Consider the following 19,799-nt stretch of genomic DNA (forward strand, 5'->3'; position numbering starts at 1 on the left):
TGTTCTGCGACTTATCCACGCAAACTTTAAATTTTTTACGCGCAACGCTTTAAGACAAAGATACAAAATTAATACCTATAAAAATTAAAATATAACGGCAATAATGTCGCTTTTAGCGATAATTAATTTATGCTTATTCACACTGATCAGTGAAATAAACACAGCTCCCACTGCAAAAACTTTGGCATTAGTTGACTTCAACACGCCCCTTACTCTTTGGACTTTATAATGGTACGACAAGGTATTTTAATATTACTACTGCTAACGTTTATTAATAGTGGCTATGCCACAGAGCAAATTGACTCACTAGAATCCACACTTAGTGAAATAAAACAGCTCAAAAGCGATGGTGAATCCGCACAAGCTTATCAACAACTAAGGACAACATATTCCTCGGCACAATCAACCACACAACAAGCTGAGTTAATGGTTGTTTGGCTTGCATTTATGAATGAAGACAAGAACTGGCATGAATTCGACTTGCTCAAAGACGATGTCTCAAAATTACTCGATAGCGAAGTCGATATAGAAACTAAATACGCACTTTATGACAACCTCGGATTAATGAAATATCGCTTAGGTAAGTTTGCCGAAGCCGATTCTTATTTATCAAAAGCAGTGTCTTTTGCTGATGACACACAGCTTGCTACGAGTATGACTTACTATTTGTATGGAATTAACTCTGTTAGACAAGGAAAAATGGTAGATGGACTCGATAAAATCTTACATGCTCACGATTTACAAATAAACATTCAAGGATATGCTTCACCGAAGATATTAATTGGTTTAGGGTTTACCAATTATTATATGAAAAACTACGACAAAGCGATTGAATACACTCAACAGGCAATAGCAGCATACCCTGAAAATGACATACTGCTCACTGAGCTGTATGCAAACTTAGCTGCAATGTACGTTGATAAAGCCCAATACCAAGAGGCATTAATTGCCATTAATCAAGCCGAAAAAGTAGCCCACTTCCATAATATATTTGACCGAGTTCCTATAATTATTAATAAAGGCACTATTTATGCTGAGCTAAATGAGCACCAAAAAGCCATTGATTATTATTTAAAAGCGTTAGATATTGTAAATAAAAACAATGATTTAATACATAAGCCTACTGTTTTAAGTAATCTGGCACAAAGCAATCAAAGTTTAGGTAATTATAAACTTGCTGCCGACTATTTTGAGCAAGCCCTCGCTATATTTTCAAGCGAGAGTCAACTCATCAAACGTTTAGAAAACTATCCGCCAATGATCGAAAATTATCAATCATTAGGAAATTACCAACGCGCATTAGAACTTATGATTGAATACAAAGAATTAGATGATGAAAGTACCTCATTAGCTGCAAAAGAAAAATTTGATCAATCACAAGCAGCCTATGATATTGCCTCTAAAGAAAAGTCATTAATCGAAGCTAAACTAGCGCAAACAAGCAATGAAAATGCAATTCTACGACTCTATGGGATCGTTGCATTCAGTCTTTTAATTATCCTATTTATTTATATTGCCTATAGACTAAAACACTCTGCCTACCTGCAAGTTAAAGAGCTTGCGTTGCGCGATCAACTCACGGGACTATTTAATCGCCGCGCATTGCACGATATCTTTGAATTAGAAATGAGCCGGGTTAATCGCAATAAAAAAACTTTTAGTATTATTTTGCTGGATATAGATCATTTTAAAGTACTCAACGACACCTATGGACATGACTATGGTGACATTGTATTGCAAAAAGTGGCTAGCGCATTGCAAGATTCAATTAGAAGTATGGATAAAGTTGCTCGCTGGGGAGGCGAAGAATTTCTGGTGTTTTTACCTGAAACCAATAAAGAGCAAGCATCGCATCTTGCAGAAAAGTTACGCTTGGCCGTAAGTAACATTGAATTGACTTACCAAGATAAGCTACTTCAGGTCACTGTTTCTTTAGGTGTCTGTGAATATAATCAACAAGGTGAATATAAAGACATGGTTAAACAAGCCGACCTTGGTCTTTATAAAGCTAAAGAAACAGGGCGGAATAAAGTCGTCTGTCTCAGTTAAACTAACAAATGTTCTTGCGCGCAACTATCTTCATTATCATGTAATTGAATATAATTGCTCACTAAGCATATAGTTTACTAATAAAGCGATGTTATTTCCTCGCATTAAGGCTGCTCTGTTGACCTAAAAATAGCAATGGCACAGTGTTTTATTGCGCTTGCTCAAAAAAATTACGACATAGTTTGCTAAACTAACCTAATAACCTATTAGATTAAGTGTGCTAGCACAACGCTGAGATTTACTCTGGGCACATTTACAGAAACAGTTGGACAAATACGTGATATTTAATTCTAAGTATAAAAAAGAAATTGCAAAACTAAAAAATGAAATTGTAGATATTCGTAACCAAAATGAAGCACTGCATGATGAACTGGAACAAGTTAAGAATGCTAAAAGTCAGTTAGTAGCGCAAATAAATCAAACTGATAAAACTGCCAAACAACAAGACGAATTAAACCGCTTGTGGCTACAGTCTTCAATTTTAATAGAGCAAATCAGGGAGAGCCTAGCAGCAAATTCAAGTGAACTTGTAATGCACAGAGATGGCTTTCAATCATCACAGCAATTGCTTGATAACATTATTGTAATGCTATCCGCCACTTTGCAATCAACTTCTGTGATATCCAGAGACACTAAAACAGCCTCTGAATCTGTAAAGCAATTACAAACAGTCACAGCAGGGATTAATGACTTTGTAAACATTATCAAAGGCATCTCTGACCAAACTAACTTACTAGCCCTTAATGCGGCTATTGAGGCCGCCAGAGCTGGAGAACAAGGTAGAGGCTTTGCCGTAGTTGCAGATGAAGTTCGCACATTAGCACAACGCTCAGCTGATGCATCGAATGAAATTTCAGGCTTAATTGAACAAGTAAACCAACAAATGGACCACGTTGTTGGCAACATTACCGACGTCGGGAAACAAAGTAATGAGATCAGTGAAAGTTCAGCGGCTATCGAAGATACCGCTAATAAAATTGTTACGTTCTCACAAAACATGTATTCAGTTATTACCGACTCAACTGAAAACGCATTTATTCAGACGGTAAAAATGGATCATATCGTTTGGAAACTGGAAGTTTATAAGGTACTACTTGGTTTATCTGATAAAACCACAGATGAATTTGCCGATCACACAATGTGTCGTTTAGGTAAATGGTACTATAAAGGTGATGGTGCAGCTAAATACGCCTCCCATATTGAGTTTAAAAACTTAGAAGCCCCGCACGCCGAGATTCACAACCATGGCATACAAGCATTGCAAGCCTTTGCAGATGGCCATTCGGATAAAATGATTGATCATATATCGCAAATGGAAGCGGCGAGCTTTAAAGCCGTTGATTTATTAACTAACCTAGCAAACAAAATAACTAAATAACGGTCGTTTTAAGTTTAACTACAACTTTAGCGCTGCTCATTTTATATTTATTATTGCAAGCAACTAAACACCAATACCTAATAAAAAGTAAAAAATAGTTAGAATTTGAGTTATTTACTTCACTTTTTTATAGGCACAAAAAAGGACGCCATGAGGCGTCCTAATATTGAATAATGGCGGTGAGGGAGGGATTCGAACCCTCGTTAGGGATTAACCTAAACACACTTTCCAGGCGTGCGCCTTCAGCCACTCAGCCACCTCACCGCAGGCGTTAATGTATAACGCGGCGTAATAGTATGAAATAGCGCGCGGCGGTGCAAGGTGTTTTTCCCTTTTGCCTGTTAACTGCCTAGTAAACAAACAAAAAAGGCCGCTGATAGCAATACCAGCGGCCTTATCTTTATAACCTAGTTTAGCGTTGGAGTGACGCTGAGAAATCGAGCATACGATTAAGCGACTTGAGTGCGCCTTCACGAAGGTCCATATCTACAAACACTTCTTTGCCAGTTGCATCTAATAACGCTTCCTCAATCGCTTTGAGGCCGTTCATTGCCATCCACGGGCAGTGCGCACAACTCTTACAGGTTGCGCCTTCGCCAGCCGTTGGTGCGGCAACAAATTCTTTATCAGGGCATAACTGCTGCATTTTATAAAAAATGCCGCGATCTGTAGCTACAATAAACTTTTGATTGCTCATAGTTTGTGCCGCTTTGATCAATTGACTGGTTGAACCTACTGCATCAGCTAACGCTACAATTTCTGCTGGTGATTCTGGATGAACCAAAACGCCAGCGTCAGGGTAAAGCGCTTTCATGTCTTTTAACGCTTTGGTTTTAAATTCGTCATGCACGATACATGCGCCATTCCACATGATCATATCAGCGCCAGTATTCTTTTGAATATAGGCACCTAAATGTTTGTCTGGGCCCCAAATGATTTTTTCACCCATTTCATCTAGGTGCTCAACAATCTCAAGGGCACACGATGAGGTAACAATCCAATCAGCGCGAGCTTTAACGGCAGTTGATGTATTTGCGTATACAACCACTTTACGATCAGGGTGCTGATCACAAAACGCTGAGAACTCATCAATTGGGCAACCAATATCAAGCGAACAAGTTGCTTCTAGTGTTGGCATAACCACGGTTTTATTCGGTGTCAGTATTTTTGCTGTTTCACCCATAAAACGTACGCCGGCAACGATAATCATGTCAGCATCGTGCTTGGCACCAAAGCGAGCCATTTCTAGCGAATCAGCAACACAACCGCCAGTTTCTTCAGCAAGCGCTTGAATTTCAGGATCAGTATAATAATGGGCAACCAATACGGCATTTTTATCAATCAATAATTGCTTGATACGTGCTTTGTATTGCGCCTGCTCATCATTATTCAATGGAGCTGGTTTAGGAGGAAAGATATAACCTTCAGGCATAATAGTTTGAGCTAAACTCATTTCTCGACCACTTAATCTACAGTGCATTTATGGGGCGGATTATACGAGAATATAAAACTAAATAACAGTAGTGGTCATAAATACCAATCTACTTAAATATTTAATCATTCTAGCAGGCTAAATAAAGCGTTAACTGCGTTAGTTATTTTTTATGTACGACTGCATGGATGCAGGAGGTAGAGCAATGCAGGAGCAATTGCCGAGAACAACTACATGTCAAAATTTAAGCCTTGTTATCACTGTATTTATCTGTCGCTATAAATGGTCAGTAACTTAACACGATTGATATAATAGCAATTTGATTAACGCATTTGTATTTAGCTTGACAATGATTTTTGTAAGTGTTTTTGCTTTTGATGTAAAGTGATGTGAATTTACTAAATAGGGGTCAGATAAACTGAAATTGAATAAACCAGAATGGTGGGTCATGATGGACTTGAACCATCGACCAATGGATTAAAAGTCCACTGCTCTACCAACTGAGCTAATGACCCGCTCTGATGTGCCTAAGCACGCTGCGTAGATCCGCCGATTATAACCACTCTACTATTCTACGAATAAAGAATGGTGGGTCATGATGGACTTGAACCATCGACCAATGGATTAAAAGTCCACTGCTCTACCAACTGAGCTAATGACCCGCTCTGATGTGCCTAAGCACGCTGCGTAGATCCGCCGATTATAACCACTCTACTATTCTACGAATAAAGAATGGTGGGTCATGATGGACTTGAACCATCGACCAATGGATTAAAAGTCCACTGCTCTACCAACTGAGCTAATGACCCGCTCTGATATGCCTAAGCACGCTGCGTAAATCCGCCGATTATAACCACTCTACTATTCTAAGAATAAAGAATGGTGGGTCATGATGGACTTGAACCATCGACCAATGGATTAAAAGTCCACTGCTCTACCAACTGAGCTAATGACCCGCTCTGATGTGCCTAAGCACGCTGCGTACATCCGCCGATTATAACCACTCTACTATTCTACGAATAAAGAATGGTGGGTCATGATGGACTTGAACCATCGACCAATGGATTAAAAGTCCACTGCTCTACCAACTGAGCTAATGACCCGCTCTAATGTGCCTAAGCACGTTGCGTACATCCGCCGATTATAACCACTCTACTATTCTACGAATAAAGAATGGTGGGTCATGATGGACTTGAACCATCGACCAATGGATTAAAAGTCCACTGCTCTACCAACTGAGCTAATGACCCGCTCTGATGTGCCTAATCACGCTGCGTAAATCCGCCGATTATAACCACTCTACTATTCTAAGAATAAAGAATGGTGGGTCATGATGGACTTGAACCATCGACCAATGGATTAAAAGTCCACTGCTCTACCAACTGAGCTAATGACCCGCTCTGATGTGCCTAAGCACGCTGCGTAAATCCGCCGATTATAACCACTCTACTATTCTAAGAATAAAGAATGGTGGGTCATGATGGACTTGAACCATCGACCAATGGATTAAAAGTCCACTGCTCTACCAACTGAGCTAATGACCCGCTCTGCTGTTGCAACTAAATGCAACCAAACACTAATACGTAAATCCGCCGATAAAAGACCATTCTATAACTTACTAATGAATGGTGGGTCATGATGGACTTGAACCATCGACCAATGGATTAAAAGTCCACTGCTCTACCAACTGAGCTAATGACCCGCTCTTTTTGCCGCAATTTGAGTGGTTGAACCATTCGTTTGCTGCGGGCGCTTATAATACTTATTTAAAAAATGAGTGCAACAGAAAATGTCTCTTTTTTTAAGTTTTTATGTCTAGCTGACCAATTTTAGACCGCTTATGACAAAAAGCAGTCTAATCAAGCTGATTCTACATTTTTGAAAGGCGATCAGTGGCCAATTTTGCAGCAGTTGTACTTGGGTATTGGTTAAGCAGATCCTGAAAGGTTTTTGATGCTTGATCGGCTAAACCTTGCTCTTGCAATAAAGTTCCAAGCTTTAACATTGCATCTGGACGCTTATTTGAATTTGGAAATTCATTTACAACAACTTTAAAATGTTCCGATGCTTTTACTGCATCATTTTTAATTGTCAGCAATTGCCCTAACCAATAATGAGCGTTGGACGCATAAACAGAATTTGGATACGTTGTTAAAAACGTTTGAAACTCTGGAATTGCCTGATCGTAGCGCTTGTCCTTCATAATTAATGCCACTGCACGCTCGTAAGCCTCATTCTCAGACAGATCCGAACTAATAGCTTGCGATGCAACAGGCTCTGCATATTGCTCTGTACTGGGTTGCGAGTAAGCTTGGCTCACGCGATTTTCAATTTCTTGATACAGCTCACGTTGGCGTTGCAGTACTTTCTCAAGCTTATAGGTCTGTTCTTCGGTGATCCCGCGAACTTGACTCACTTCATCTTGCAGCATATTTAGCTGTTGCTGTAACTCAACTTGTAATAAATTTCTCGACTGCATCATACTTTCAAGGGCAGCAAGGCGTTTTTCTATACTCGATTGTGAACTCGCAGCTTCTGAAACAGGAGCGGGAGCAGCCCAAACTTGGGTGCTCCCGCTCAATATCATGGCTGCCAAAATAATTTTCGGCTTCATAATGTCTCTAATTTAGTAAACTAGTACCGCACGGCGGTTTTTAGCGAAAGCAGATTCAGTGCGTGATTTAACCATCGGCTTTTCTTCACCGTAGCTCACTACTGACATTTGGCTTGCAGAAACACCTAAACTTTGAAGGTATTTTTCAACTGCTTGACCACGATGCTCACCCAATGCGATATTGTACTCAGGTGTACCACGCTCATCTGCATGACCTTCAATTAGTACTTTAACTGATGGATTCTTTACTAAAAACTCAGCATGAGCTCGAAGTAATTCACCGTACTGACCTTGAATCGTCGCTTTATCAAAATCAAAGTAAATTACTTGCTTTTCACGTAATGCTTCGTATTTTTGAGTGAGTTCTTCTTGTGCTTTTTGATCAGGTGTTAATGTTGCCACTTCAACAGTGTCATTATTAGCTGTTTGCTCAACTGTCGCTTGATTTGATTGATTTGCTGCACCTTCGTCGATATCTGAAGATGAGCTACAAGCTGCTAGAGTCATAACAGGCACAGCAATTAGCAGGCCTTTAAGTATTTTATTAAGTTGCATTGAGTAGATTCCTATATTGAGTAAACCAGCAAATATTACTGTAAATAAGGCGACCACGCGGGTGCCTTTACTTGTCCATTTAGCACAGGTAAACGTGCTTTAAAACGACCGTCCATTGATACCAGCGCTAGTACCTGCTTATTATTATGTAGCGTGCTATAAATAATCATCGAGCCATTAGGTGCGATACTCGGTGATTCATCTAGACGCGTTCGAGTTAATACTTGAAACGCTCCAGTAGCCAGCTCTTTCTTAGCAAGATGGTACTGCCCGTTAGTACGGTTAACCATCACTAATTCTTTGCCATCAGGGGTAATAGAACCTGCTAGATTCATATCACCATCAAAGGTCATTCGTTGTGACCTACCTGTTTGTAAATTTAACTTATAAATCTGAGCATTACCACCCCTTTCCGAGGTAAACACGATATCTTGACCATTCGGATGCCAAGACGGTTCAGTATCTATACTACGGTGGCGAGTAAGGCGTGTTTCTTTACGTGTAGCTAAATCTAACATATACACTTCTGTGGCACCGTTTCTGTCTTTTGACAGTACTAATAATAGTTTTTTACCGTCAGGTGAAAACTGTGGCGCACCATTGATACCTTGATGGCTGGTAATGATTTCACGCTTACCAGTGTATAAATCTTGCATATAGATTTGGCTTTGACGATTTTCAAACGTCACATAAGCTAATTTAGTACCATCAGGTGACCATGCTGGAGACATTAACGGCTCTTGAGAGCGTAATAAAACTTGTTCATTAAACCCATCGTAATCAGCAACAACAAGCTGATAAGGTTTTGGTTCGTCATCACGCACAATGACGTAAGCAATTTTTGTTAAAAAGGCACCGCGCTCACCGGTAAGTTTTTCATAAATAACATCACTAATACGATGAGCGTAGCGTCTAAACCCAGATTCGCTTATCACACTTTCGCGTGCTTCTTGAACATGATCTTGATTTTTAACTAATTTACCATTGCTCATCATTTGCGTTTCACCGCCGGTGATTTGGCCGCGGATAACATCAACTAGCTCATAACGTACCAAATAACGGCCATCTGTTTGCTGTTCAACTTCACCAACTAAAATTGCTTCAACACCCTTATTTACCCACGCACCATAATCTATATCTGCATTTTTGCTTGGCAGCTGTGGCATTTCGTCAACACTAATTGGTTTAAATTTACCACTGCGCATCAAATCGGCAGCAATAACATCACTGAGCTTTTGTGGAATTGGCCCAACACCTTTATATTTAAAAGGGATGATGGCTATAGGGCGTGCACTATCAACTCCTTCTGTTATGACTATTTCAAGCGCAGCATTTGCAACACTGGTAAAGCCAAGAACTAAAATTAAACAAACTGTTTTCAACTGATTGAACATATAATTCCTTTAAAATTGTGGCTTGATCGTTAAGTTAATATTTTTTAATTGCTCAAACACGTCTTGATCTTTAGATACCGGCAGTGTTTCAGCCATACGAACCGCCCTTAGCGCCGCTTCGCATACTAACTTATCACCACCTAAAGATTTCACTTGTGTGACCAGACCATTAAAACCTAAGCGAATATTCACACGGCATTGTTGGTTTTTCATTTTTTCATCAATTAATAAATTTTGCTGAATACGCGCCATAATTAATGCTTTGTATTTATCAACCTCAGTGCCGACCTGTTGCTGACGCAATTTATTTCGCGCGGCTTGCTCTGTGGCTAACTGCTCTTGCAGCATTTGCTCTTGTAATGCTTTTTGACGCGCCTCTTCAGCAGCTTCTGCGCGTTTTTTAGCGGCTAACTCTTCACGTTTGCGGTCGTCTTCGGCTTTTTTTAATGCCTCTTCTGCCTGTTTACGTTTCTCAGCTGCCGCTTTTGCAGCTAACTCAGACGCTTCTTTTTGCTTTTCAGCCTGCTGCGCTTTTTCACGTTCTTTTTGCTCTATTTCACGCGCTTTTTTAGCCTGTGCTTGCGCTTGTGCCGTTTCTTTCTCTTTTGCTCGGCGCTCTTGCTCTAGCTTCTTAATTCGACGATCTTCAGCTTCACGTTGTTTACGTGCATCAGATGCTCGGCGCTCTAAATCACGAATGCGTTTATCTTCAGCACGTTTTTTATCATCTTCTTTGCGTTTCAACTCAGCAATTTTTTGTTCAACCATTTTCTGGTCAACAGTCACTGCTGAAACAGCATTTTCAGCATCAGGCATAGCCTTGTTCAAGGTGACTTCCATTACTTTAGGCGGTGAAGTATGAAAACTCGCGGTTCCTACCAGAACGCCTATTATAGCGAGGTGCAATAACACTGATTTTAATACTGAAGCACCCATATTAGTTTTTATTCCCTTCAAACGACTCAGTCATTAATCCAACTGAAGGTACACCGGCATTTTTTAAGAAATCCATCAATAATAATACTTCTTGATACGATACTTTACCTGAGCCTTTGATCATCACTGGAGTTTCTGGGTTTTTCATCAGTTGCAACTTAATAACAGCGGCAACATCTAATGCTTCCATCGGTTCTTCTGGATCAGTACCAATACTGACATAGTACTTACCTTGTGCATCAATTGAAGCAATGATCGGTGGCGTATCTTTAGTATCGACTAAATCTGATTCTTCCATTTTTGGCAAATCAACTTTAACACCATGAGTGATCAAAGGCGCAGTAGCCATAAAAATAATCAGTAGCACCAGCATTACATCAATGTAAGGGACTACGTTTATCTCTGCAACAGGACGACGCTTCTTACGCTGATACATTCGCTTTTGCCTCTATTTGGGTAGCTGCTTGACGGTGTAAAATATTTGCAAACTCTTCCATAAAGTTAATGTAGTTAGATTCTAGCTTTTCAACTCTATTAGCAAAACGGTTGTATGCAATAACCGCAGGAATAGCTGCGAATAACCCCATAGCTGTTGCAATAAGCGCTTCAGCTATACCTGGGGCAACCATTTGCAAGGTTGCTTGCTTAACTTCGCCTAACGCGATAAAGGCATTCATAATGCCCCACACAGTCCCAAACAAACCAATGTAAGGACTGATAGACCCCACAGTTGCTAAAAACGATAAACTTGATTCTAATTTTTCGATTTCACGAGATAACGCAACTCGCATTGAACGATGCGTCCCTTCCATTACAATGCTAGCACTTTGAAAAGAGTTTTTCTTATGGCGAGCAAACTCTTTAAAGCCTGCTATAAATAATGCTTCAACGCCGGTTGAGCTACCGCTACGCGATGAGATCTCATTGTAGAGTTTACTTAAATCAATGCCTGACCAAAATTTTTGCTCAAATCGCTTAGTATTGGATAATGCATCTGAAATTGCTTTTTTGCGCTGAAAAATAATTGCCCATGACATCACTGACATACCTACTAATGCCAGCATAACTAATTGCACAAGAAAACTTGCTTCTAGAATTAAATCTAAAAAATTAAGCCCTGAACCCACATTAAACTCCTAATAAGATTTCTTGTATAAATAACATTTCATTATACGCTAGGTATATGACCGAAAAAATGGCCAAAAGTTGCAACTAGTGTATCGATTCAGCTCAGTACTGACAACGCTATTGCTGTGAATTAGCAACAAAAAACGTTGAAGAGCAGGCTGACATCATTTTTATAACCTTATTAGTCAATCTTAACGCAACTATTTAAGACTGGGCTGTTAAGGTAAATACATGCTGCGGTGCTTATTTATAAACAAAAACTGTGTAAAACACCCCGTTTATTCACTCTTAATGAATAAACAAGCATAATTGACTGTAAGCATGGTCAATGCAACAGTTTAACTAATCTATAAAAAAAACACTCAAACAAATAAAACATCACAAATTCAACAAATTAATATATTACCGTGAACTTTATGAACAAAAATAAAGCATTCATAAAAATCTTGCTATTAGTTTTTTTTATCTGAAAATTAAATTTTTCTAGTTTGAACAAAAACCAACTATTGCGTATTATTCTCCCATACCGAGCTAGCGCAGCAATGAATATTTCATTCAGCCCAGTTCTTTGCAATATGATTCTGATTTTTCGTATTGCTATGCTTAAAGTCTTCTTGATAAAACTTGATGAATTTAAGCAATGTTACTTAGATTACTTCCTTCAACTTGTTGTTTGCCCGCATTTTATGCGGGCTTTTTTTTGCCTGCAAATCACGCACAGCACTACATCGCTATGGCGCATACAATATCGTTTACAAACTTAACAGCATGTGAATTGTATTAGCCCAAATAACTAAATAATCTAAACTTTAAGTAATATGCTAATCACGCGATTAACTTAAACACAGCAAAATAGACATTTGAATAGTGGCTAAAAGAACAGTATAGAAGATTTGTGAGGTGGGTTTGCAGCCATACGCACGCATACAGCTACAATAAATGTACTTTATTCTTGTTTGGGTAATAAGCCAAAGTGATGATAGGCGTTATCAGACACAATACGCCCTCTTGGCGTACGTTGGATAAATCCTTGCTGGATGAGGTAAGGCTCGATCACATCTTCAATGGTTTCTTTTTCTTCACCGATAGCGGCGGCTAAGTTGTCTAACCCTACCGGACCCCCCATAAACTTTTCAATGATCGCGAGTAAATATTTACGGTCCATATAATCAAAGCCGCTTTTATCGACATCAATCATATTAAGTGCCAGCTCTGCCACTTCGGCATTTACAGTACCGTCTGATTTAACTTGCGTGTAATCTCGTACCCGGCGTAATAATCGATTAGCGATACGTGGCGTACCACGAGAGCGTTTAGCAATTTCAATGGCACCTTCATCACACATGGCTAAATTTAAATAATGAGCAGAACGCCCCACTATAGTCGATAAATCTGCCACCGAATAAAACTCTAAACGCTGCACAATACCAAAACGGTCTCTAAGTGGTGAAGTTAACGAGCCTGCGCGAGTGGTTGCGCCAATTAAGGTAAAAGCGGGTAAATCGAGCTTAATGGAACGAGCTGCAGGCCCTTCACCAATCATTAAATCGAGTTGATAATCTTCCATTGCAGGATAGAGTATTTCTTCAACTTGCGGGCTTAGCCTATGTATTTCATCAATAAAAAGTACATCGCCTTCTTCTAAATTGGTCAGTAGTGCGGCTAAATCACCGGCTTTTTCAAGCACTGGGCCCGAGGTTGTTTTAATACTGACATTTAGCTCATTGGCAACAATGTTTGCTAGTGTGGTTTTCCCCAAACCCGGCGGACCAAATATTAATAAATGATCAAGCGCTTCACCCCGACTACGTGCAGCTTCTATAAATATTTCCATTTGCTGTTTAACATGGGGCTGACCAGTATAATCGGCTAATAGTTTTGGTCTAATCGCGCGATCGACTACATCTTCATTACTTTGTTCAGTCGCATCTATTAAACGATCCGCTTCAATCATGGTTTACTCACAACATTGATTTTAGAGATTCTTTGATCAGAACCTCTGTAGACATACCAGGCTTGGCCACTGATTTTACTGTTTTTTGTGCTTGCGCCAATTTATAACCTAATGACACTAACGCAGAGGTTGCATCATCTGCCGCATTATTAGCAATAAGTGCGTCAGATGCGGGCTCTATAACTGCATTATCACTAAATGGCGTGAATAAGTCATTACCCCAATCTTTTAATCGGTCTTTCATTTCAAGTACCAGGCGCTCTGCGGTTTTTTTACCTACACCTGGCAGTTTCACTAAACTGGTGGCATCTTCGTTATTCACACAGCTAACAAATTGCTTAGCCGACATCCCTGAAAGTATTGCTAATCCGAGCTTTGGCCCAACGCCATTGGCTTTTAATAGCTCTCTAAATAATGCTCGCTCAATTTTATTATTAAAGCCAAATAATAACTGGGCGTCTTCTCTTACTACAAAATGAGTATACACAATGGCATTTTCGCCAATGTTTGGTAAATCATAAAAACACGTCATCGGCATGTTAACTTCGTAACCAACACCGCTTACTTCAAGCAAAATTTCTGGCGGTTGTTTTTCTACTAAGATGCCATTTAAGCGACCTATCATGTTATTTCCTTAATCGTCCTCTAACGGTTTTACTGGCACTGCCCGCTAGTTTTATTAAATTTTGATCGGAATGAGCATGGCATATCGCAATGGCTAATGCATCGGCTGCATCCGCTTGCGGTGTGCCTGGCAATTTTAAAATATTTTTAACCATATGCTGCACTTGCGATTTATCGGCACCACCGTGCCCTACCACCGCTTGTTTAATTTGCCGCGCCGAGTATTCAAACACCGGTAACTCAGCCATTGCCGCACCAACAATTGCAGCTCCTCTGGCTTGGCCTAATTTAAGAGCTGAATCAGGATTATGCGCCATAAATACTTTTTCAATGGCAAAATGATCGGGAGAGAATTGTTCGATTAGTTGACTGATCCCCTGATAAATCATTTTTAATCGAATAGGAAACTCGTGATCGGCCAGTTTTATACAACCGCTGCCTAAATAAGTAAATTTAGCACCTTGATGGGCAATCACCCCATAACCGGTTAATCGTGAGCCAGGATCAATCCCTAAAATAATAGCCAATACTTGCCCAATCAGTGTAAATAGTTAAGTACGCTAATAATGCCAGAGCACTGTATAAATTACCAGTGCATTATTGGCATAAAAAAGCCCGTAAAAACGGGCTTGTTTAATTGCTAACCTTTTAGGCTAAAGAGCGTAGTAACCCTTGAGTATTTTTACGCATGGTTCTAGCTATCATAAAGTAGCCCAGTGATGCCACAAACACACCACCCACTAATGGTCCAATAAGCCAAATATGCGGGTGCAGCTTACCTGCTAAGTCAAACATCTCACGTTGCACTATTAATAAAGCCACATCACTGACCAACGCAGCGACAAAACCAGCAGCGCTGCCCAGCAATAAAAACTCATATAAAGTGGCATTTTTTATTAGCCGCCCTTTGGCGCCTAAGGTACGCAATATGACAATTTCCTGCATCCGTTCACCAAGGCTTGCTTGCACTTGCGAAATTAAAACCAAGCCACCACACATCACCACTATCGCCAGTACAAATCCAATTGCCAGCGATACTTGCGAAATAGTAGAGCGTATTTGTTTGACAAAGCTGTCAACGTCGATGGCGTTGATTGTCGGGTAGGCACGTAGTAGCTCACTAAAGTCGCGTTTTTGATCGGCTTCGATACGCACCGATGAAATATACGTCGCAGGAAAATCAGCCAGTACATCAGGACTTAATATAATAAAGAAATTAGGCTTTAAAGTAGCCCAATTAACTTTACGAACACTGGTGATTTTGGCATCAAATGACTGGGCGCCAATCAAAAATGTTAGCGTATCACCCAGTTTCACATCTAAACGCTCTAGCATAGATTCTTCGATCGATGCTTCAGCGGTGGCATTGTCGGCAAACCACTGCCCGTCTATGATCTCATTTTGCACAGGGACTTGCTCTAACCATGTAAGATTTAGTTCACGGCCAATACCTGCGCGTGCTTCTTCGTCTTTCTTCTCGTTGTCTTGCAATGAGACTTCGCGAGCAACTAATTCACCATTAACAGCGTTTACGCGACCACGAATAGTCGGATAGAACTCAGATACTTGAATATTTTTTTGCTCTAAAAAGCTTGTTACGTCTGGCAATTCAGTTTCGGTTATATTTACTAAAAAAGCATTCGGCGCGTCGCTTGGAAGTTGCGATTGCCAATCTGCGATCATATCGTTTTTCAGCACCACTAAAAATAACAATAGCTTTATTGCCAACGAAAAACTGATCAACTGTACCGCATTAGCATTGGCACGTTTTTGCAACGAAGCAATCGCTAATGACCAACTATTCCCCGGGCGCAATCCTAGTTTACGTCCGCTGCCAAAAATTAACCGCGATAATAAAAACAGTATCGCAATCAAAACTAAAGTAGAGATAAACAAAATAGCGGTAATTTTAAGGTTATTACTAAACAACCACATTAATAAAAAGACTGTTAAGCCCGACATAGCTAAATGCACTTTACTTACTAATAGCTTATCGCCTAAGTTACGGCGTAATACCCTAAGCGGTGGAATATCAAATAAATCTAATAACGGCTTGATTGAAAACATCACGGCACAGATAACGCCAGTACTAATCGCCACAAACCACGGTTTTATACCCGCTGCAGGAAGAGTATTGTTCATTGATTTAGCTAAATAACTAGTGGCTATCTCTTGTAAACCATAGCCAATGGCTAAGCCAAGTATGACCGACAAAGCACACACCAGTGATAAATGCAGTAAGTAAATTTTGCGAATTGTCGATCGGCTACCACCTAAGGTTTTCATCATCGCAACTGGGTCATATTGGCGTTCGCAATAACGCTTTGCAGACACGGCAATAGCCACCGCCGCTAAAATAATGCCCAATAACCCCGCTAATAATAAAAAGCTTTCAGCGCGGTTTAAGCTATTTGCAATCGGCGACTGTCTGTCTTTAACACCATACCATTGCTGGTTTTCTTTCATTTGTGGTTTTAGCCAGCTATAAAAGTCAGTAAGGTTACTCTCATCCCCTGCATACAACTGGCGGTAAAAAACACGGCTGCCCGGCTGGATCACTTCAGTTTTGTCTACATCTTGGTTATTTAACAACACACGACGACTACTTGAAAAAATATTAAATGGCGCATCTGGCTCTTCCACCAATACTTTTTCAATATTAAATTGCGCAGCGCCTAGCTCAACCGTATCACCTACTTTTACATTTAGTGCATAAAATACCGATTCACTAAACCACACATTACCAACAGTTGGCCCTTGCGTGGCCACTTCAACATCACCGGTTAAACTGCTTTTAACTTTTAGTTCGCCCTTAAGTGGATAATGCTCCGACACCGCCTTTACTGAGCTTAATTGCATTTCGTCATTAGCAAACAACATAGTATCAAAGTAAGTGAGCTGTGCGGTTTGTAAGTTGTATTCGCTTGCTGTTGTTAAATATTCACCCGGTAATTCATGGTTGCTTGCCAGCACGCGATCAGCGGCAATAAAGGCACTGCTTTTTTGCGCGATGCTTTGCCCTATGCGATCAGTCACCATAGAAAGCGTTAAAACCGTCAATACCGCCAACGCTATGGCCGCACAAATCACCGTGAGTTCACCACGGCGAAATTCACGGCTAAATAATTTTAATGCTAATTTAACCCACATTCGCCACAGCCTCATTGGTATTTTTAACTAATTGACCCGCTTCAATTTGTAACACATGCTGACACTTTGCTGCTAACGCCTCATCATGTGTGACTAAAATCAACGTCGTGCCATGAAGCTGATTAAGCTCGAATAACAGTGACTCAATTAACTTACCATTTTTGCTATCAAGATTTGCTGATGGCTCATCGGCGAATAAAATCTTTGGTGTGCCAATAAATGCGCGAGCAATCGCTACACGCTGCTGCTCACCACCAGACAATTGCGACGGATAATGCTCAATACGATGACTTAAACCTACTTTTTCCAGAAGATCGAGTGCTTGTTGCTTGGCATTTTTTTCACCAGCAAGCTCTGCCGGTAACATCACATTCTCAAGTGCTGTTAAACTCTGTACCAACATAAATGATTGAAATACAAAACCGACTTTTGCAGCTCTTAATGCCGCACGCGCTTCTTCATCAAGTTCATGCAGCGGCTCACCATCTAAATAAATTGATCCCTGAGTCGATTGGTCAAGCCCTGCGAGCAAACTTAATAAAGTTGATTTACCTGAACCTGAGGTACCAACTACAGCAACTGAGTCTCCAGACTTGACATTAAAGGTGATGTCACTGAGGATGGGCAAATCCCCTTCAAGGGTATTAACCGTTTTAGAAAGACCTTTAACCTGAATGATATTTAATTGAGATAGCGCTGACATATGATGTATTCAATCCTACGTTTTATTTTCGTTTTACTATTAGTAATCAAACCACTTAGTGCGGCAGCTGACAACACAATTTTAATTTTAGGTGATAGTTTAAGCGCCGCCTACGGCTTAAAACAAGAGCAAGGCTGGGTTAAACTGTTACAAGATAAGTACGACAACGAGCAAGCACCAATCCAACTTATCAATGCCAGTATCAGTGGCGAAACCACCGGTGGCGCACTGCGTCGTTTAGACGCCCTACTTAATGAGTTTCAACCGAGCCATGTACTTATAGAGCTTGGTGGTAACGACGGCCTGCGTGGCTTTCCAATTAAACGCCTAAAAGAAAACCTAGCCAGTTTAGTGAGCAAGAGCAAACAAGCTGATGCCAAAGTAGCGATTATGGAAGTACACATCCCGCCTAACTATGGGCCACGTTATACCGGATTATTTACCGCTAGTTTTGCTGAGGTTGCTGGTGCCACAAACAGCCATTTAATGCCATTTTTTATCTTGAATGTCGCTGCTGATAATAGCCTGATGCAAAACGACAACATACACCCTAACAAAACTGCTCAACCTATACTACGAGATGTGATGTATAAATCGATCAATGACTGGATAAATAACTAAACATCCTCATAAAATGATTTATTTCACTCAGTACGTGCAATAAATGTTCAAACAAACAAAAGCTTATTGATTTTTGAAAAAATATACGTACTATTGCTTGCAACGTCGGTATGTAGCGCAGCTTGGTAGCGCACTGTCATGGGGTGGCAGGGGTCGAGAGTTCGAATCTCTCCATACCGACCAATTAATTCCTCTTTATTTCAACTTGTTATAAATTAAACTCTCTTCTTTATCGCACAATTAAATTAGTTTTTTTAAATATATATCGCACATTTATCGCACCATACTTGCCTTAAATTATTTTATACTTTTAAGGTATAAAAGGGGGGGATATATAGGAAGACAGCTAATGGCCCCCTACTGAACAAGTTTTTACTCTTCTTTTTACTTTTAACTTGTCTCTATGTTTTTCAAATTGTATTTTAAAGCTCAAAGTACAATAGAAAACAATTATGCAAACCATCCAAAGAAGAAAAACCACTACAAACCTACTCTTTAACGAAATTATTTGTGCAATTGTATTTGGCTCAATTCCCTGCCTTTTAGTATTACTCTTTTCAGGCGTAGAAGGCCTGATTAGCTTTTTCGAAGGGATTACGCCACCAGACCATCTAATATACTATTTTAGTTTACTAACTCTTTTGCATAGTGTTGTTTGGGCTATTTCTAAATACAGTTTGTCTTTATCAGATTCTAGTAGAACATTAAAATACAGATTACATAACACTTTCATGCCTAATTGATTTTAACCTAGTAGGCTTATACCGCGCTATGGCAGGTTCTCTCCCCTTTATTGCAGTGCCTATATTAATTTTATGATTCAACAAGCGGTAACATCACTAAAGCTATATTCATGCTTGTGCTTTCTATTGCTAGTTTACTAGTTGCCTACTGGCTAAACTATTGGCAACAAAAACAGCGCCTAGAATTAAAGAATTTTGATTTATGCTTAATCGAACAAAAGGCTTGAAATTTAAGGCGACAACTAACTTGAAAAACACCGAACACCTGTGAATCAGAAATTAAAGAAGATAGACAGCTTTGAGCGATATATAGTCATTCACGCCTAAGAACTATACTTTAAAGTGGTTTAGGGTATGTGCTTACTGGCTGCCAATAATGAGCGAAAATCATTTAATGATTACCGCTTTTCTTTCGAGCCAGTAAGTAGCCCACGGCTCGCTAACGAATACTCAGGGCACGCACATAAACTGTTGGCTATATTTCTTTCGAAGAGCGTGATTCGCCATTATTAAAAACA

General features: G+C 39.9%; 15 protein-coding genes and 11 tRNA genes. 4 read left to right on the top strand and 22 right to left on the bottom strand.

From position 1 onward, the window contains the following. Nucleotides 1-228: 228 nt before the first annotated feature. Both PVK79_RS15265 and PVK79_RS15270 read left to right on the top strand, forming a co-directional pair. Complete coding sequence (locus PVK79_RS15265; protein ID WP_182759356.1) at nucleotides 229-2,049, top strand: tetratricopeptide repeat-containing diguanylate cyclase; 1,821 nt, start codon at nucleotides 229-231, stop codon at nucleotides 2,047-2,049. A 277-nt stretch (nucleotides 2,050-2,326) separates the two neighbouring features. Continuing rightward, nucleotides 2,327-3,427, top strand: coding sequence for a methyl-accepting chemotaxis protein (locus PVK79_RS15270; protein WP_274803910.1), 1,101 nt, complete (start codon nucleotides 2,327-2,329; stop codon nucleotides 3,425-3,427). Between the two features lie 174 nt (nucleotides 3,428-3,601). Here the strand turns inward: PVK79_RS15270 and PVK79_RS15275 are convergent. From PVK79_RS15275 to PVK79_RS15380, 22 genes are all read right to left on the bottom strand, one after another. Next, a tRNA-Ser gene (locus PVK79_RS15275) sits at nucleotides 3,602-3,691 on the bottom strand. Nucleotides 3,692-3,839: 148 nt separating this feature from the next. Continuing rightward, the gene (gene nadA, locus PVK79_RS15280; RefSeq protein WP_182730647.1) at nucleotides 3,840-4,880 is read right to left on the bottom strand and encodes a quinolinate synthase NadA; all 1,041 of its coding nucleotides are present in this window, start codon (nucleotides 4,878-4,880) and stop codon (nucleotides 3,840-3,842) included. A gap of 418 nt (nucleotides 4,881-5,298) precedes the next feature. Next, nucleotides 5,299-5,374 (bottom strand) — tRNA-Lys (locus tag PVK79_RS15285). A 71-nt stretch (nucleotides 5,375-5,445) separates the two neighbouring features. After that, nucleotides 5,446-5,521: transfer RNA gene (locus PVK79_RS15290), tRNA-Lys, on the bottom strand. 71 nt (nucleotides 5,522-5,592) lie between these two features. Further along, nucleotides 5,593-5,668, bottom strand: a tRNA-Lys gene (locus tag PVK79_RS15295). A 71-nt stretch (nucleotides 5,669-5,739) separates the two neighbouring features. Then, nucleotides 5,740-5,815, bottom strand: a tRNA-Lys gene (locus PVK79_RS15300). 71 nt (nucleotides 5,816-5,886) lie between these two features. Then, nucleotides 5,887-5,962: transfer RNA gene (locus PVK79_RS15305), tRNA-Lys, on the bottom strand. A 71-nt stretch (nucleotides 5,963-6,033) separates the two neighbouring features. Next, nucleotides 6,034-6,109 (bottom strand) — tRNA-Lys (locus PVK79_RS15310). A gap of 71 nt (nucleotides 6,110-6,180) precedes the next feature. After that, a tRNA-Lys gene (locus PVK79_RS15315) sits at nucleotides 6,181-6,256 on the bottom strand. 71 nt (nucleotides 6,257-6,327) lie between these two features. Further along, nucleotides 6,328-6,403, bottom strand: a tRNA-Lys gene (locus PVK79_RS15320). A gap of 82 nt (nucleotides 6,404-6,485) precedes the next feature. After that, nucleotides 6,486-6,561, bottom strand: a tRNA-Lys gene (locus PVK79_RS15325). Nucleotides 6,562-6,729: 168 nt separating this feature from the next. Then, nucleotides 6,730-7,473 (bottom strand): tol-pal system protein YbgF, encoded by a 744-nt coding sequence (gene ybgF, locus PVK79_RS15330; RefSeq protein WP_182730648.1) that lies wholly within the window; start codon nucleotides 7,471-7,473, stop codon nucleotides 6,730-6,732. Nucleotides 7,474-7,485: 12 nt separating this feature from the next. Further along, entirely contained in the window at nucleotides 7,486-8,028 is a 543-nt protein-coding gene (gene pal, locus PVK79_RS15335) for a peptidoglycan-associated lipoprotein Pal (protein WP_145233097.1), read from the bottom strand. 35 nt (nucleotides 8,029-8,063) lie between these two features. Then, entirely contained in the window at nucleotides 8,064-9,422 is a 1,359-nt protein-coding gene (gene tolB, locus PVK79_RS15340; RefSeq protein WP_145233096.1) for a Tol-Pal system beta propeller repeat protein TolB, read from the bottom strand. 9 nt (nucleotides 9,423-9,431) lie between these two features. Beyond that, nucleotides 9,432-10,358, bottom strand: a complete 927-nt coding sequence (gene tolA, locus PVK79_RS15345; protein ID WP_145233095.1) for a cell envelope integrity protein TolA — start codon at nucleotides 10,356-10,358, stop codon at nucleotides 9,432-9,434. Between the two features lies 1 nt (nucleotide 10,359). Further along, complete coding sequence (tolR, locus tag PVK79_RS15350; protein WP_145233094.1) at nucleotides 10,360-10,794, bottom strand: protein TolR; 435 nt, start codon at nucleotides 10,792-10,794, stop codon at nucleotides 10,360-10,362. Further along, entirely contained in the window at nucleotides 10,781-11,485 is a 705-nt protein-coding gene (gene tolQ, locus PVK79_RS15355) for a protein TolQ (RefSeq protein WP_145233093.1), read from the bottom strand. The genes tolR and tolQ overlap by 14 nt, the downstream gene beginning before the upstream one ends. A 947-nt stretch (nucleotides 11,486-12,432) precedes the next feature. Beyond that, nucleotides 12,433-13,440 carry a Holliday junction branch migration DNA helicase RuvB gene (ruvB, locus tag PVK79_RS15360; protein ID WP_145233092.1) on the bottom strand — a complete coding sequence of 336 codons (1,008 nt, stop codon included), beginning with the start codon at nucleotides 13,438-13,440 and terminating at the stop codon, nucleotides 12,433-12,435. A 7-nt stretch (nucleotides 13,441-13,447) separates the two neighbouring features. After that, a complete protein-coding gene (gene ruvA / locus PVK79_RS15365) occupies nucleotides 13,448-14,065 on the bottom strand; it encodes a Holliday junction branch migration protein RuvA (protein WP_257326114.1) in 618 nt (205 codons plus the stop codon). 1 nt (nucleotide 14,066) lies between these two features. Then, on the bottom strand, nucleotides 14,067-14,591 hold the full coding sequence (gene ruvC / locus PVK79_RS15370; protein ID WP_145233090.1) for a crossover junction endodeoxyribonuclease RuvC: 525 nt from the start codon (nucleotides 14,589-14,591) through the stop codon (nucleotides 14,067-14,069). A gap of 121 nt (nucleotides 14,592-14,712) precedes the next feature. Then, entirely contained in the window at nucleotides 14,713-17,214 is a 2,502-nt protein-coding gene (locus tag PVK79_RS15375) for an ABC transporter permease (RefSeq protein WP_257326115.1), read from the bottom strand. After that, nucleotides 17,204-17,917, bottom strand: a complete 714-nt coding sequence (locus tag PVK79_RS15380; protein ID WP_145233088.1) for an ABC transporter ATP-binding protein — start codon at nucleotides 17,915-17,917, stop codon at nucleotides 17,204-17,206. Before PVK79_RS15380 ends, PVK79_RS15375 begins: the two co-directional genes overlap by 11 nt. On the opposite strand from PVK79_RS15380, the gene PVK79_RS15385 reads away from it, so the two are divergent. Together PVK79_RS15385 and PVK79_RS15390 are read left to right on the top strand one after the other, a co-directional pair. Next, nucleotides 17,918-18,538 (top strand): arylesterase, encoded by a 621-nt coding sequence (locus PVK79_RS15385; protein WP_145233087.1) that lies wholly within the window; start codon nucleotides 17,918-17,920, stop codon nucleotides 18,536-18,538. A gap of 106 nt (nucleotides 18,539-18,644) precedes the next feature. Continuing rightward, nucleotides 18,645-18,721 (top strand) — tRNA-Pro (locus PVK79_RS15390). Nucleotides 18,722-19,799 lie beyond the last annotated feature (1,078 nt).

It is taken from the genome of Pseudoalteromonas rhizosphaerae, from assembly GCF_028885455.1.
Lineage (GTDB): Bacteria > Pseudomonadota > Gammaproteobacteria > Enterobacterales > Alteromonadaceae > Pseudoalteromonas > Pseudoalteromonas rhizosphaerae.

What these genes read in the sequence shown, in the direction of transcription:
- PVK79_RS15265 (WP_182759356.1), top strand. Translation starts at nt 229, where the DNA reads ATGGTACGACAAGGTATTTTAATATTACTACTGCTAACGTTTATTAAT.
- nadA (WP_182730647.1), bottom strand. Translation starts at nt 4,880, where the DNA reads ATGAGTTTAGCTCAAACTATTATGCCTGAAGGTTATATCTTTCCTCCT.
- ybgF (WP_182730648.1), bottom strand. Translation starts at nt 7,473, where the DNA reads ATGAAGCCGAAAATTATTTTGGCAGCCATGATATTGAGCGGGAGCACC.
- pal (WP_145233097.1), bottom strand. Translation starts at nt 8,028, where the DNA reads ATGCAACTTAATAAAATACTTAAAGGCCTGCTAATTGCTGTGCCTGTT.
- tolB (WP_145233096.1), bottom strand. Translation starts at nt 9,422, where the DNA reads ATGTTCAATCAGTTGAAAACAGTTTGTTTAATTTTAGTTCTTGGCTTT.
- tolA (WP_145233095.1), bottom strand. Translation starts at nt 10,358, where the DNA reads ATGGGTGCTTCAGTATTAAAATCAGTGTTATTGCACCTCGCTATAATA.
- tolR (WP_145233094.1), bottom strand. Translation starts at nt 10,794, where the DNA reads ATGTATCAGCGTAAGAAGCGTCGTCCTGTTGCAGAGATAAACGTAGTC.
- ruvB (WP_145233092.1), bottom strand. Translation starts at nt 13,440, where the DNA reads ATGATTGAAGCGGATCGTTTAATAGATGCGACTGAACAAAGTAATGAA.
- ruvA (WP_257326114.1), bottom strand. Translation starts at nt 14,065, where the DNA reads ATGATAGGTCGCTTAAATGGCATCTTAGTAGAAAAACAACCGCCAGAA.
- PVK79_RS15375 (WP_257326115.1), bottom strand. Translation starts at nt 17,214, where the DNA reads ATGTGGGTTAAATTAGCATTAAAATTATTTAGCCGTGAATTTCGCCGT.
- PVK79_RS15380 (WP_145233088.1), bottom strand. Translation starts at nt 17,917, where the DNA reads ATGTCAGCGCTATCTCAATTAAATATCATTCAGGTTAAAGGTCTTTCT.
- PVK79_RS15385 (WP_145233087.1), top strand. Translation starts at nt 17,918, where the DNA reads ATGATGTATTCAATCCTACGTTTTATTTTCGTTTTACTATTAGTAATC.